Annotated in this window: 12 protein-coding genes; 10 read left to right on the plus strand and 2 right to left on the minus strand. The window is 59.6% G+C overall.

What is annotated here, in order from left to right; genetic code table 11:
* Positions 1-121 precede the first annotated feature (121 nt).
* From HZ99_RS25425 to HZ99_RS25470, 10 genes are all read left to right on the plus strand, one after another.
* Complete coding sequence (locus HZ99_RS25425) at positions 122-496, plus strand: chemotaxis response regulator CheY (RefSeq protein ID WP_162473193.1); 375 nt, start codon at positions 122-124, stop codon at positions 494-496.
* A gap of 18 nt (positions 497-514) precedes the next feature.
* Positions 515-1303, plus strand: a complete 789-nt coding sequence (locus HZ99_RS25430) for a protein phosphatase CheZ (RefSeq protein WP_029292564.1) — start codon at positions 515-517, stop codon at positions 1301-1303.
* 12 nt (positions 1304-1315) lie between these two features.
* Entirely contained in the window at positions 1316-3520 is a 2205-nt protein-coding gene (locus tag HZ99_RS25435; protein WP_038447002.1) for a chemotaxis protein CheA, read from the plus strand.
* A 49-nt stretch (positions 3521-3569) separates the two neighbouring features.
* Positions 3570-4682, plus strand: a complete 1113-nt coding sequence (locus HZ99_RS25440) for a protein-glutamate methylesterase/protein-glutamine glutaminase (RefSeq protein ID WP_038447004.1) — start codon at positions 3570-3572, stop codon at positions 4680-4682.
* A complete protein-coding gene (locus tag HZ99_RS25445) occupies positions 4682-5422 on the plus strand; it encodes a flagellar motor protein (protein ID WP_029292570.1) in 741 nt (246 codons plus the stop codon). Before HZ99_RS25440 ends, HZ99_RS25445 begins: the two co-directional genes overlap by 1 nt.
* 81 nt (positions 5423-5503) lie before the next feature.
* A complete protein-coding gene (motD, locus tag HZ99_RS25450; RefSeq protein ID WP_038448193.1) occupies positions 5504-6391 on the plus strand; it encodes a flagellar motor protein MotD in 888 nt (295 codons plus the stop codon).
* Between the two features lie 51 nt (positions 6392-6442).
* Positions 6443-7231 carry a ParA family protein gene (locus tag HZ99_RS25455; RefSeq protein WP_038447006.1) on the plus strand — a complete coding sequence of 263 codons (789 nt, stop codon included), beginning with the start codon at positions 6443-6445 and terminating at the stop codon, positions 7229-7231.
* Positions 7232-7369: 138 nt separating this feature from the next.
* Entirely contained in the window at positions 7370-8170 is an 801-nt protein-coding gene (locus HZ99_RS25460; RefSeq protein ID WP_038447008.1) for a CheW domain-containing protein, read from the plus strand.
* Between the two features lie 75 nt (positions 8171-8245).
* Positions 8246-8731 carry a chemotaxis protein CheW gene (locus tag HZ99_RS25465; protein ID WP_029292578.1) on the plus strand — a complete coding sequence of 162 codons (486 nt, stop codon included), beginning with the start codon at positions 8246-8248 and terminating at the stop codon, positions 8729-8731.
* Entirely contained in the window at positions 8732-9124 is a 393-nt protein-coding gene (locus HZ99_RS25470) for a DUF2802 domain-containing protein (RefSeq protein ID WP_038447010.1), read from the plus strand. It abuts the gene before it with no gap.
* Between the two features lie 33 nt (positions 9125-9157).
* Here HZ99_RS25470 and HZ99_RS25475 read toward each other — a convergent pair whose 3' ends face one another.
* On the minus strand, positions 9158-10678 hold the full coding sequence (locus HZ99_RS25475; protein WP_130898246.1) for a hypothetical protein: 1521 nt from the start codon (positions 10676-10678) through the stop codon (positions 9158-9160).
* Positions 10679-10791: 113 nt separating this feature from the next.
* Complete coding sequence (locus tag HZ99_RS25480) at positions 10792-14061, minus strand: calcium-binding protein (protein WP_038447014.1); 3270 nt, start codon at positions 14059-14061, stop codon at positions 10792-10794.
* Between the last annotated feature and the right edge of the window lie 169 nt (positions 14062-14230).

A 14230-nucleotide genomic window follows, 5' to 3' on the forward strand; every position in this document is an offset into this window, starting at 1 on the left:
AGGCGGGAGCGGCCCGTGATGCGCCCCAGCAGTCCTTTTTGTGTAATGCCTGTTGAATGATATGGCGCGCCCAGGTGCTGGACGCGTTTAAGACTGCTTGGAGGTCGAATTGGACAAGAACATGAAAATCCTCATCGTTGATGATTTCTCAACGATGCGGCGGATCATAAAAAACCTGTTGCGTGACCTTGGGTTCACTAACACGGTCGAGGCGGATGACGGCATTACGGCGATTCCGATCCTCAACAGCGGGAGCATCGACTTTCTGGTAACCGACTGGAACATGCCTGGCATGACCGGTATCGATCTGCTGCGCCATGTGCGCGCCGATGAAAAACTGCGCAATCTTCCGGTGTTGATGGTGACCGCCGAAGCCAAGCGTGAACAGATCATTGAAGCCGCCCAGGCTGGGGTCAACGGCTACGTGGTCAAGCCATTCACTGCATTGGCCTTGAAAGAGAAGATCGAAAAGATCTTTGAACGCATCCACGGTTGATGTCGCCACGGGGTAGCTATGGAGCATAAAGAAACATCGCAGGGGGACTTTGAGTCGACCTTGAAAAAACACGCTCACCAGTTGGTCGACAGCCTTGAAAAAGGCCAGTTCGGCGATGCGGTGCAGTTGATCCATGAGCTCAACCAGACCCGCGACCGCGGCCTGTACCAGGAAGTGGGCAAGCTCACCCGTGAGTTGCACAGTGCGATCGTCAATTTCCAGATTGACCCGCACATGCCCCAGGCCGAGGAAATCTCGCAGATCACTGATGCCACCGAACGCCTGTCCTATGTGGTCCGGCTGACCGAGGCGGCAGCCAATCGCACCATGGACCTGGTGGAAAACGCCACGCCCCTGGTGAACGGCATGGCCAATGAGGCCAAGGCGTTGAGCGCAGACTGGGGCCGCTTCATGCGGCGCGAAGTGGGTGCCGAAGAGTTTCGTGACCTGGCGCGTCGGGTCGAGGGCTTCCTGTCACGCAGCGAGCAGGAAAACCGTACGGTTTCCAGCAACCTCAACGACATCCTGCTGGCCCAGGATTACCAGGACCTCACCGGCCAGGTGATCAAGCGTGTGACCCTGCTGGTCACCGAAGTGGAAAGCAACTTGCTCAAACTGGTGCTGATGGCTGGCCAGGTCGACCGTTTTGCCGGCATCGAACATGACCGCGAAGCGATCCTCTCGGAAAAAGATCCACAAAAACACCTCGCCAAGGGTGAAGGTCCGCAGATTCATGCCGATAAACGTGAAGACGTTATGTCTGGTCAAGATGACGTAGACGATTTGCTGTCCAGTTTAGGCTTCTAAGGAGCACGCAATATGAGCTTCGGCGCCGATGAAGAAATCCTTCAGGATTTCCTTGTAGAGGCCGGCGAAATTCTAGAGCAGTTGTCCGAGCAACTGGTCGAGCTGGAAAGCCGACCGGATGACGCGAACCTGCTCAATGCAATTTTTCGCGGTTTTCACACTGTAAAAGGGGGCGCCGGCTTCCTCCAGCTCCATGAGCTGGTGGAGTGCTGCCACATCGCCGAAAACGTGTTCGACATCCTGCGCAAGGGTGAGCGTCACGTCGATTCGGAATTGATGGACGTGATCCTCGAAGCCCTGGACGCGGTCAACGGCATGTTCAACGAAGTGCGCGAACGCGCACCGATCACTGCCGCCACCCCGGAGCTGCTGGCTGCCCTGGCGCGCCTGGCAGAACCTGCTGCCCTGGCTGCCGCCCCGGTGGTTGAAGCGACGCCAGCGCCGGCTGCCGAACCCGACGTCACCGACAGCGAATTCGAACAACTGCTGGACTCTCTCAATGCTGTCAAGGCGGAAGCCGAGGCTCCGGCGGCGGCTGCACCGGCCATGGTGCCGACCAGCGAAGACATCACCGACGCCGAGTTCGAGTCATTGCTCGACCAGTTGCATGGCAAGGGCCAGTTCGCCCCGGACGCCGTGGCGGCAACGCCAGCGGCGGTGGAGCCGGCACAATCGGTCAGCACCGACATCACCGACGACGAATTTGAAGCGCTGCTGGATCAGTTGCATGGCAAAGGCTCGTTTGCCGCCGATGCCTTGCCGGCAGTCGCTGCGGCGGCTGCACCCGCGGCTGCCACGGCGGCGGCTGTCGCACCGGCGGCGGATGGCCTGATCACCGATCACGAATTTGAATCCCTGCTGGATGAGTTGCACGGCAAGGGCAAGTTCTCCGACGTCGTGCCTGGCGCGCCAGCCAGTGCGACTGCCACGGCGGCGGTGGCCAAGCCGGCACCCGCTGCCGCCAAGGCCGCTGCACCGGCTGCGGCCCGTGCAGCCCCGGCGCCCGCCCGCGCTGCGGCCACTGCCGAGAAAGCCCCGGCCAGTGAAGCTGAAACCACCGTGCGGGTCGATACGGCACGCCTGGACGACATCATGAACATGGTCGGCGAACTGGTGCTGGTGCGTAACCGCCTGGTGCGCCTGGGCTTGAGCAGTGGCGACGAAGCCATGCAAAAGGCCGTGTCGAACCTCGACGTGGTGACGGCCGACCTGCAGACCGCGGTGATGAAGACGCGCATGCAGCCGATCAAGAAAGTCTTCGGGCGCTTCCCGCGCCTGGTGCGTGACTTGGCCCGGCAGTTGAAGAAAGAAATCAACCTGGAACTGGTGGGTGAAGAAACCGACCTCGACAAAAACCTTGTCGAGGCCCTGGCCGACCCGCTGGTCCACTTGGTGCGCAACGCGGTCGACCATGGCGTGGAAACCCCGGAAGAACGCGAAGCCAGCGGCAAGCCACGCCTGGGCAAAGTGATCCTGGCGGCCGAACAGGAAGGCGACCATATCCTGCTGTCGATCACCGATGACGGCAAAGGCATGGACTCCAACATCCTGCGCGGCATCGCGGTCAAGCGTGGGGTCATGGACAAGGACGCGGCCGATCGCCTGACCGACACCGAGTGCTACAACCTGATTTTTGCCCCGGGTTTCTCCACCAAGACCGAGATTTCCGACGTGTCCGGCCGTGGCGTGGGCATGGACGTGGTGAAGACCAAGATCAGCCAGCTCAACGGCTCGATCAATATCTACTCGACCAAGGGCCAGGGCTCGAAGATCGTCATCAAGGTGCCGTTGACCCTGGCGATCATGCCGACCCTGATGGTGATGCTGGGCAACCAGGCGTTCGCCTTCCCGCTGGTCAACGTCAACGAAATCTTCCACCTCGACCTGTCGCGCACCAACGTGGTCGACGGCCAGGAAGTGGTGATTGTGCGGGACAAGGCCCTGCCTTTGTTCTACCTCAAGCGTTGGCTGGTGGCGTCCGCCGCTCATGAAGAGCAGCGCGAAGGCCACGTGGTGATCCTGTCCGTGGGCACCCAGCGTATCGGCTTTGTCGTCGATCAACTGGTTGGCCAGGAAGAAGTGGTCATCAAGCCATTGGGCAAGATGCTGCAAGGAACGCCAGGCATGTCGGGTGCGACCATTACCGGTGACGGTCGGATCGCGCTGATTCTCGATGTTCCGAGCATGCTCAAGCGTTACGCCGCACGGCGTATTTGATTCTGGCTGGGCGGGGCGGTTGTCCCTCGCCCTGCCTAACGGAGTGGTTATGGTAGTCAAGGTTCTGGTGGTGGACGATTCGGGTTTCTTCCGCCGCCGCGTCTCGGAAATTCTTTCAGCGGATTCCAACATCCAGGTGGTCGGTACGGCCACCAACGGCAAAGAGGCGATTGATCAGGCCCTGGCGTTGAAGCCGGACGTGATCACCATGGACTACGAGATGCCGATGATGGATGGCATCACCGCCGTGCGCCACATCATGCAGCGCTGCCCGACCCCGGTCTTGATGTTCTCGTCGCTGACCCACGAAGGTGCCCGGGTTACCCTCGATGCACTGGACGCTGGCGCCGTGGACTTCCTGCCGAAGAATTTCGAAGACATTTCGCGCAACCCGGAAAAGGTCAAGCAGATGCTCTGCGAGAAGGTGCACAGCATCTCGCGCAGCAATCGCAGCAGCTTTCGTGCCCCGGCGGCTCCCGCTCCGGTCGCGGCGCCTGCACCGGCCAGCAGTTTCGGGCGTCCGGCCCCGGTAGCACGGCCTGCCGTGGCGCCGGTGCGTACAGTTGCGCCGGCCCCTGCGTCACCTGCGCCCAAGCGCAAGGCCTACAAGCTGGTGGCGATCGGTACGTCCACCGGCGGCCCGGTGGCTTTGCAGCGTGTCTTGACCCAGTTGCCCGCCAACTTCCCCGCGCCCATCGTGTTGATCCAGCATATGCCCGCCGCGTTCACCAAGGCCTTTGCCGAACGCCTGGACAAGCTGTGCCGCATCAGCGTCAAGGAAGCCGAAGACGGCGATATCCTGCGCCCAGGCCTGGCGTTGCTGGCCCCCGGTGGCAAGCAAATGATGGTCGACGGTCGCGGCGCGGTGAAAATCCTGCCGGGCGACGAGCGCCTGAACTACAAGCCGTGTGTGGATATCACCTTCGGTTCGGCGGCCAAGTCCTACGGCGACAAAGTTCTGGCGGTGGTCCTCACCGGCATGGGCGCCGACGGTCGCGAAGGCGCGCGCCTGCTCAAGCAGGGCGGCAGTTCGATCTGGGCCCAGGACGAAGCCAGCTGCGTGATCTATGGCATGCCCATGGCCATCGTCAAGGCCGACCTGGCCGACGCGGTCTACAGCCTGGATGACATCGGCAAGCACTTGGTGGAGGCCTGTCACTGATGGATGTGTTGAGCCTGGTTGGGATACTCCTGGCGTTTGTCGCCATTATTGGTGGCAACTACCTGGAAGGCGGCCACCTGGGCGCCCTGGCCAACGGTCCGGCGGCGCTGATCGTGATCGGCGGCACCGTCGGCGCGGCGCTGTTGCAGTCGCCCCTGAGCTCATTCAAGCGGGCGATGCAGATCCTGGTGTGGATCATTTTCCCGCCGCGGGTGGATTTGGCTGGCGGCATCGACCGCGTGGTCAACTGGAGCCTCACCGCCCGCAAGGAAGGCCTGCTGGGCCTCGAAGGCGTGGCCGATGCCGAGCCCGACAGCTACGCACGCAAAGGCCTGCAACTGTTGGTGGACGGCGCCGAACCGGAAGCCATCCGCAGCATTCTTGAAGTGGACTTCTATACCCAGGAAAGCCGCGATATCAACGCGGCCAAAGTCTTTGAAAGCATGGGCGGCTATGCGCCGACCATCGGCATCATCGGTGCGGTCATGGGCTTGATCCACGTGATGGGCAACCTGGCCGACCCTTCGCAACTGGGCAGCGGTATCGCCGTGGCGTTCGTCGCTACCATCTATGGCGTGGCCAGTGCCAACCTGTTGCTGCTGCCGATTGCCAGCAAACTCAAATCCATTGCCATGCGCCAGTCCCGTTACCGGGAAATGCTGCTCGAAGGCATCCTGTCGATTGCCGAGGGCGAGAACCCGCGTTCTATTGAACTGAAGCTCCAGGGCTTCATGGATTGATGGCATGAGCATTCGCCTCCCTTTCCCTGTAGGAGTGAGCCTGTCTCCTACAGTTGATGTGTGCTGCGAGGGGTATTGCCTGTGAGCCGTCGTCGCCGCGAGCCTGAAGAACACGTCAACCATGAGCGCTGGCTGGTGTCCTACGCCGACTTTATTACGTTGCTATTCGCCTTTTTCGTGGTGATGTACTCCATTTCCTCGATCAACGAAGGCAAGTACAAGGTCATCTCCGAAGCCCTGGTCGGCGTATTTACCGACTCCGACCGGGCCCTCAAACCGATTCCCATTGGTGATGAACGACCCAAGACCGTGACCCCGGCCAAACCCCTGGTCAAGGACAGCGACGAGACCGACGCCGGTATCAGTGGCGGCAGCGACCCGCTCAAGAGCATTGCCGATGATATCAGCGCGGCATTTGGCGACCTGATCAGCTCCAACCAGATGACCGTTCGCGGCAACGAGTTGTGGGTGGAAATCGAGCTCAATTCCAGCCTGCTGTTCGCCAGCGCCGATGCGCTGCCCAGTGACATTGCCTTCAGCATCATCGATAAGGTGGCGGCCATCTTGAAACCCTTCGACAACCCGATCCATGTCGAAGGGTTTACTGATGACCAGCCGATCCATACCGCGCAATTTCCCACCAACTGGGAACTGTCGTCGGCGCGTTCGGCGAGTATTGTGCGGATGCTGGCGATGCAAGGCGTCAACCCAGGGCGCCTGGCGTCGGTGGGTTACGGAGAATTCCAGCCAGTGGCCAATAATGCGACGGCCGAAGGGCGTGCGCGTAACCGTCGGGTGGTGTTGGTGGTGTCGCGCAACCTCGATGTGCGCCGCAGCCTGACCGCCACCGGCGCGGCCAATGCACAACCTGATGCAGCAATGAAGCGGGCTGGCACACAAACTGCACCGACGCCCGTAAAGCCGCCGGTTCGTGAGAGTGCCGTCAATTCTCTGTCACCGGCTCTATAACCTCGTGCTATTTCTCGGTCGAGCCAGTGCCTGCCGGGAGGAACAATCCGAATGAGAGTCTGGGCAGTTGCCAATCAAAAAGGTGGAGTCGGCAAGACCACCACCTCCATCGCCTTAGCCGGCTTGCTGGCCGAGGCGGGCAAGCGTGTGATCATCGTCGACCTGGATCCCCACGGCTCGATGACCAGCTATTTCGGCTACGACCCGGATGCGCTGGAACACAGCTGTTTCGACCTGTTCCTGCACAAGGGCAGTGTCCCTGCAGGTTTGCCGGGGCAATTGCTGTTGCCCACCAGCAACGACAAGATTTCCCTGCTGCCCTCCAGCACCGCCCTGGCCACCCTGGAGCGCCAGTCGCCGGGGCAGAGCGGCCTGGGCCTGGTGATCGCCAAGAGCCTGGCGCAGCTGTGGCAGGACTTCGACTACGCGATCATCGACAGCCCGCCATTGCTCGGCGTGCTGATGGTCAATGCCCTGGCGGCGAGCCAGCAACTGGTGATCCCGGTACAGACCGAGCACCTGGCGGTCAAGGGCCTGGAGCGCATGGTCAGCACCCTGGCCATGATCAATCGCTCGCGCAAACAGGCGTTGCCGTTCAGCATCGTGCCGACCCTGTTCGACCGTCGCACCCAGGCCTCCCTCGGCACCTTGCGCGTGCTGCGCGACGCCTACCCGGAAACGATCTGGCAAGGTTATATCCCGGTGGACACGCGCCTGCGTGACGCCAGCCGTGCCGGCCTGGTCCCGTCGCAATTCGATGGCAAGAGCCGTGGCGTGCTGGCTTACCGGGCCTTGCTCAAGCATTTGCTGGCCCAGCAACTTGTGGCGCAGGTGGCGTGAAATGAACAACCCTGTAGGAGCGTGGCTTGCCCGCGATGGGTTTTGCCTGATGTCACGGACTTTTGATTCAAGTCCGGGTGCAGGCAGGCCGATAACCTTTGAATACACGGTTAACGGGGCTTGCGCGTGGGCATACAGATGAATCGTCCTGTCGATATCAAGACCCGGCCGCAACTGGCGTTGCAGTCCTACCTGGATGCGCTGTTGCAGGATGCGACCGAGGAACAGCTGCCCGAGCCGATCCTGGTGCTCGATGAGGAAGGGCCGCTGCCGGTGACCGAGGCTGAGGCTGGCCTGGATGAGTTTCAGTTGGCGGTCCTGCAAGAGCAGGCCCGTGACGCGTTGGTGGTGCCGGTCGCCCCTGCGGTTGTGCCAGCGCCTGCGGCATTGGTACGGGTGCCGCCGGTGGCCGAGGTGCATCGACCGCCGAGCATTACGCCACCGCCGGTGGAAACCGATGGTCGACCGTCCTGGGCTGGCGAGTCGTTCGAGTGCCTGCTGTTCGATGTGGCCGGGCTGACGCTGGCGGTGCCGTTGGTGTGCCTGGGGTCGATCTACTCCCTGGAAGGCCAGGAACTGACACCGTTGTTCGGCCAGCCGGAGTGGTTCCTCGGGATCCTGCCGAGCCAGGCCGGCAACCTCAAGGTGCTGGATACCGCGCGTTGGGTGATGCCCGACCGCTACCGCGATGATTTCCGCCAGGGCCTGCAATACGTGATCTCGGTGCAGGGCTACGAATGGGGGCTGGCGGTGCATCAGGTCAGCCGTTCGCTGCGCCTGGACCCCAACGAAATCAAATGGCGCAGCCACCGGGGCCAGCGGCCATGGCTGGCGGGCACTGTGATCGAGCATATGTGCGCACTGCTGGATGTCGCCGAATTGGCGGAGCTGATTGCCAGCGGTGCGGTAAAGGATTTGCCAGGTAACAAACGTACTTGATAAGAGGCGCAGCGCCAGGGTGCTGCCAAAGAAGAACACACGCCGTCATCAACGGTATTTGAAGGGGTCAGGGGTATGAACAAGTCGTCAGCGTCCGCACAGGGTTTGGATGATCCGATTCTGCAATGGGTGACCTTCAAGCTGGACAACGAGTCCTACGGCATCAACGTGATGCGCGTGCAGGAAGTGCTGCGCTACACCGAAATCGCGCCAGTACCGGGGGCGCCGAGCTACGTGCTGGGCATCATCAACCTGCGCGGCAACGTGGTGACGGTGATCGACACCCGCCAGCGCTTTGGCCTGATGCCGACTGAAGTCAACGACAACACCCGGATCGTCATCATCGAAGCCGACAAGCAAGTGGTCGGGATCATGGTCGACAGCGTGGCCGAAGTGGTTTACCTGCGCCAGTCGGAAGTCGAGACTGCGCCGAATGTCGGCAACGAAGAGTCGGCCAAGTTTATCCAGGGCGTATGCAACAAGAACGGCGAACTGCTGATTCTGGTTGAGCTGGACAAGATGATGAGCGAAGAAGAGTGGTCGGACCTGGAGAACATCTGATTGATGCTTGAGGTAGCGGTAATCGTCCTGGCCCTGTTGTGGGTCGGGACCCTGGTGGTGTTGCTGCGCCATATGCGTCAGCAACGCGAATCGGCCTTGCAGCAGGCCGAGCGCGACGCCGTGCGCGACCAGCGTCTGCGCGAGATGGCCAAGCGCGTGGACAACTACCAGCAAAGCGCCGTGCGGGTGGGGGAGGACGTGCATGAACTGCGTTCAATCCTTGCCCCATTGCCCGATAAGCTGTCGGCACTGGAACAGCGCGACCCGGCCAACCTGTCCTTTGCCCAGGCCGCCAAGCTGGTGGGCATGGGCGCCACGGTGGATGAGTTGACCCAATCCTGCGGCCTGACCCAGGCCGAAGCGCAGTTGATGAGCAAGTTGCACAAAAGCTGAGCCCCGGCACAGGTCAACCGGGAGGTTATGCGGTCAACCTCCCGCCTCGCTCATGTCGGCCTTGAATATCAGTATTTCTCCCTGCTGGTTGGTGGCGCCCACCAGTTGAACCAGCCGTCCACGGGACATTGCGTCAAGGACGGCCTGCCCTGCAGGCGTGTACAACGCTTCTGGATGGTTCAAGACGTGATTAATCCAGCCGTCGCTCAATTGAAAGGGGTACGGCGTTCTGGAGAGTTGCACTTTGCCGGAGGAGGTCGGGCTTTCGCCGGTAACATGTTTCACTTCCATCACATAAGTAATGTCGGCGGGGCCTTTGAAGACCAGGTCCAAGCCGTTCTGGCCATTAGCGTACTTCCCCCCCTCAAGCACGAGGTAACCCCTGTCCTTGAGCATGAACTCATACATCTTTTCGTTCAGTTGGCCGCGTCGCAGGTTATTGGCTGTCTGGCGCCTATCCAGTTGCTGCCATTCGTGCAAAACGGCTATTTCGCTAGGGCTTTTGACGCGCGTGTCGGGGATGAAGTCGTTGGACTGTTTAATTGCGTCAATATTAAAAGAGCCATTTTCACTGCACTTGAAGCTGGAGATGCCCTGGAAAGGATCAAAGAACGGAGCCCCCACTGGAATAGACCCATGTTCCACATTGCCTTTGAACACGCCCAGTAAATACCGGTAGGGGTAGCCGTGCCTCCAAATGAATGTATCAATCATCCGGTCACGCTGACGAACGGGCGCTGACAGGATATTTGGGTGGGTAAAGCCAATGATCTGGCGGGCGTAGGCTCTTATCAGCCGATACACCGATTTGTCTTGGGGCACGCTGGACAGTGAATCCAGGGTCAGTGGATGGGTGTCGTCCAGGCGTTTTGACCGTCGTGCATAAAAAATCACTTCCTCGATGTCCGGCAGGTCGAGCATGGGGATCCAGGACGCATGGCCACTTGACTCGATATACACGTCCTTGAGTGCCGGAGTGCTCATCTCCGGGAGCAGTTTGTAGCGCTCCAGATTGTCGTCAAGCGTTACTCGGCACCAGTTGCCATCGGCGTATAGGTATTTGGACGCGTTATTGTCGGTGTCGGTTATTTCAAATAGGCCGTTTTTGGCGATCCTTCCGCACTCATACCGTGTGTTGTCGGGGTTCACCCGATAGAGGGTTGCCGGCCTGTTGAGCTGTGATCGGACATAGTCATGGGCCCCGATGGAGAACAATTGTTCCCCATGCGCCAGCACTGGAGGATGAGGCCTCGCGCTGGCGGGCACGCTGTAAGGGACAAGGCTCCAGGTACTGCCTGGATAACCGGGAAGGGGTTGTGCCGAGGGCGTTTGATGCCCCAGAAAACGGTTGACCAGTACCGGATTGGAGGCAGGAACGCTGGGCCTGTAGTTTTGTAGGTCTTGCAGGGTCGGATGGTTCGAGGGTGGGCCGCTGACACCTCTTCTGACCCAGGGCGGCACATTGATTGCCGCGGTGGGGGGGCTGGTGGGCGGTAGTGGAGGCCTGCCGCCAGGTGGTGCAGGCAGGCGTGAAGACGTAGGGTGTTGACGCATGGCTGTTCTCCGTGATCGAAGTACCCTGTGCCCGGTCTTGGTTTGGAATTCAGGAATGCTGCAAACAGGCATACGCAACCTGCCAAGGCCATGGGGAGAAACAGGGGGGAGGATTAAATGGCAGCTTGAAGTTGCAGTTCGTTCGCTTGCAGCGGGCGGGTGTTGTCCTTGGATAAGGTCCATCCGTCATACTGAACGTCATAATAAATACGTTCTTGTGGATGCTGTCGGGCCGTTAACCCGTTAATCAATATGTACGACGCCACCAGTGGACTTTTTTGTCTGAGCTTACGCAGTTCAAGGTGGAGGTTTTCGATGGTCTGGTGGGCAGATGCGTTCATTTCATAAAGAAATGCCTTCGCGTGCCCAGGGCTGACTTCATATTTATGCCCGCAGGCAACGTAAATAATAATTCTGTCAGGTGTGCCCGTGGTCGAGGCTGTTTCAGGCATGACTATTTTTACTGTGCCAGCACTGATGGTTTTTCCATCGACGGTGACTTCCTGAAGCTGGGGAGGCCCTTGGGTCGTGAATATCCAGGTAGAGGGCTGTGCCTGGTCCGGGTATTGTGGCGATAAGTAGAGTGTCGTCCCGTTGTCTGGAAATACCTCATAAATTGCGCCTTTGCCTTTTAAACAATAAATGCCACCCCCCGAAAACGCCGGCAGTCGGATTGTTTGCGGGGTTGATTTGCAATGAATGCTTTTTGAAACTTGCGGGCGGACAAACGCGAACTTTCCGGCTCGAAATTGCAGATGCGCCTGACCGTCGTGGATCTTGTGGCCAGGGTATGAACGGTCGCTAAGGGTAAAGACGTAAGGTGTTGTGATGTTGCAGGATTGACCATCGGCCATGACGAGCAGCAAGCGACACAGGATACTGATGGGCGCAGCCTGAATACGGGTCCCCAATGTTCTGGCTCGGCCTTTTTCAGTGGCGTAGTTGGCGAGCATCAACTTTTTTCCGTCTTCAAAGGTAATGCTGAGTTTGAAGTTCTTATAGGTCAGCCGGTCATAGACACCACTGCTGTTTTTCGTGACGTGATAGCTATAACTTACACTTTCGATGTGTTCTTTCGGGTAGTCGACGTACAACGTGCAAGTGGCATCATCTTGCGCCGAGATGAACCGTACTGTTGTATGCATTGCACCGCGAGGAACATACAAGTTGGACTCACCATGAGCAGACAGTGCGTACTCGTGGTTGTTGACGATCGCCTGGAGTGCCTTCTCGGGGCCGTGGGCAATGAGTTGGACGGTTACGTTGTGATCGTCCGCCCCCTGCAGCTTTAAGGGGAGCACAGGGGAGAGCACATAGCCATCTTGGGTCATAAACACCAGTTTGGAGTTTTTCAGTACACGGCTGCCAGCCAGTGTCTCGTAGACGTTCATGATGATGATTTGTTGTTCAGCCAGGTCGCCATCGGCATCGCTCAATGCCGATACCACCAGGCTATTCTCGTGAAGGGTCCAACTCTGGATACGCTCAAAGGGCCATGCCATTTCCACGTGGCTGATTTCTTCTCCATCTTCATCGATACGCACTTCGCCGATGCCGTTGGCGATCACGTAGCGGTCCTGGCCTGCTCCACCATTGACCCGCGTGCCGTTCCCGGCGATCACCAGGGTGTTGTCGGCAGGGCCGGCGTCGATGGTGTCGTGGCCCATCGAGACGATCTGTTGCGTATCGAGCGCGCCTTTGACACGGCTGGAAGCGCCCGCGAGGGTCTGCACCTGCTCGATCGAGGAGAGCGTGGCCGTGAGTTGTGGGTAGAGGTCTGTAGCGCTGCGGTGCAGTTCGACACGCTGACGCTCCAGGTCGATGGTATAGCCTGCCCCGGAGGCACCACCTGGATGATGACCGGCAAATCTGAGCGTGTCGGTACCGCCTTCTCCCTGCAGGACGCTCAGATTCTGACGGGGTTCAATGCCATCGAGGGTGCCGTCCGGCACCGTGAAAATGAACTCATCGTTGTCCTGGCCTCCCGTCAGGTATTTGCGACCCTGGCCGTAGTGGAAGAAGTTGGGTTTATCGGGCAGGCCGGTGACAACGTCTTCTCCACCGCCCAATCTCCAGACGATAGCTTTCGTGGCCCCTTGGGTGCCAGGTACATAACCCGGCAGGTTGTCGAGGGGGAACGCAGCGGCATTGATCACGTCGTCGTCATCGTTGATCACCGGCTGGTCTTCCAGGGTGTACGGCGACTCTTGCTCACTCCAGCTCATCTTCCAGACTTTTGCCGGGCGCACGGTGACAGTGAACTTGCCGTTGACAATGCCTTCGACACTGTCTTTCAGCGTGGTCTCAAGCCATTCCCTGGCCTGGGCTTTCAACTGGGCGTTGTAACTGGCTGTGGTTTGAGCGATCAGGTATCGATGCATGACCTCTGTATCCAGCGGGCGTCTCCAGAACAACAACCACCCTGAACGCAGGCGCTCATGAGTACTGAGTTCGATGTAATCGTCGATGTCGTCAATCTTGCGGATGGCGCCGTAGATTTCGGCACCGATCACCAACAGGGCGGCTGCCACCAGCCCCAACGGCCCGGCAGCACCAAAACCCGCCAGTGCCGCTGCCCCCAGGCCTACCGTCAAGCCGATACTGACCAAATCAAACCCGGCGCTGACGTAATGGTCCATGGCCTCCTTGCCGTGTGCTTTGGCGGCAGCCTCGAACGAGGTTGTGGCGTTGTAGATATCAAACGGCAGTGTGAGTGCACTACCGATGGGCCCGGCACTGCGTCCCAGCCACTTACCGAGGCGACAGGCGGCAAAGCCTTTGAACAGGCTCGCGCTGTTTTTGATCAAGGCCTGCCCGGTTTTGCGCAGGCTCAGTTCCAGGGCCTGTGCAGTGAATTCAGCGGCGAGGCTGCCGAAGCCAATGATCGCGGTTGATTTCTCGCCTTCCTTGATCGCCCCGGCAATCGCGACGATTGCGCTGTAGTAACCGTAGGCCTGGAGGCCGTTGCCGGTCATGTCCATGCTGCGGCTCAATGGGGCATGGACCCAGTTGAAGTTGCCGCCAGTTGAGTGTGAAGTGTCTGGATTGAAGTGCTGAACCCGCTCCAGCAGACCGTTGAGTCTATTCATCAGCGTGGTCGGGGATGGATCGTCGATGCCCTTGATCAGCGCAGGTGCCGAGATCGAGCGCAACGACGCGAGGTCGAACAATAGCCCGGGCGAGCTCAGGTCCGTCGATAAATCAGATGTCTTGAAAACCTGTTCGACATCGGCGCTGGAGAAGCGGATGCCATCAATAAATGCTTGATCGACATCCGTCCCGCTCACATCACTGGCACTGAGCGCCCGGTCATCAATGCGTGCGCCCATCCGCGCAAGGGCTACCCGGCTGACGCTCAGATCGCCGATTGCCAGGGGGCCCATGCTGCGATCCAGGTCTGCCAACGGCCTTGTGGTGGGCCTTGCATCGTCAAGCGAGGGGGGAGTTTGGTTATCCGTGGTTGTCATGGCTATACCTTTTGGCATGAACGTCTGGTGACGTTTTGGCCATGTTGGAATAGCGCTGTCCCCCCATGGGGGTACCTAATTAACG

This window comes from Pseudomonas fluorescens, assembly GCF_000730425.1.
Lineage (GTDB): Bacteria > Pseudomonadota > Gammaproteobacteria > Pseudomonadales > Pseudomonadaceae > Aquipseudomonas > Aquipseudomonas fluorescens_X.

Excerpts from the sequence above, each read along its gene's own strand:
- HZ99_RS25425 (WP_162473193.1), top strand. The coding sequence starts at position 122 with ATGAAAATCCTCATCGTTGATGATTTCTCAACGATGCGGCGGATCATA.
- HZ99_RS25430 (WP_029292564.1), top strand. The coding sequence starts at position 515 with ATGGAGCATAAAGAAACATCGCAGGGGGACTTTGAGTCGACCTTGAAA.
- HZ99_RS25435 (WP_038447002.1), top strand. The coding sequence starts at position 1,316 with ATGAGCTTCGGCGCCGATGAAGAAATCCTTCAGGATTTCCTTGTAGAG.
- HZ99_RS25440 (WP_038447004.1), top strand. The coding sequence starts at position 3,570 with ATGGTAGTCAAGGTTCTGGTGGTGGACGATTCGGGTTTCTTCCGCCGC.
- HZ99_RS25445 (WP_029292570.1), top strand. The coding sequence starts at position 4,682 with ATGGATGTGTTGAGCCTGGTTGGGATACTCCTGGCGTTTGTCGCCATT.
- HZ99_RS25455 (WP_038447006.1), top strand. The coding sequence starts at position 6,443 with ATGAGAGTCTGGGCAGTTGCCAATCAAAAAGGTGGAGTCGGCAAGACC.
- HZ99_RS25460 (WP_038447008.1), top strand. The coding sequence starts at position 7,370 with ATGAATCGTCCTGTCGATATCAAGACCCGGCCGCAACTGGCGTTGCAG.
- HZ99_RS25465 (WP_029292578.1), top strand. The coding sequence starts at position 8,246 with ATGAACAAGTCGTCAGCGTCCGCACAGGGTTTGGATGATCCGATTCTG.
- HZ99_RS25475 (WP_130898246.1), bottom strand. The coding sequence starts at position 10,678 with ATGCGTCAACACCCTACGTCTTCACGCCTGCCTGCACCACCTGGCGGC.
- HZ99_RS25480 (WP_038447014.1), bottom strand. The coding sequence starts at position 14,061 with ATGGGCCCCCTGGCAATCGGCGATCTGAGCGTCAGCCGGGTAGCCCTT.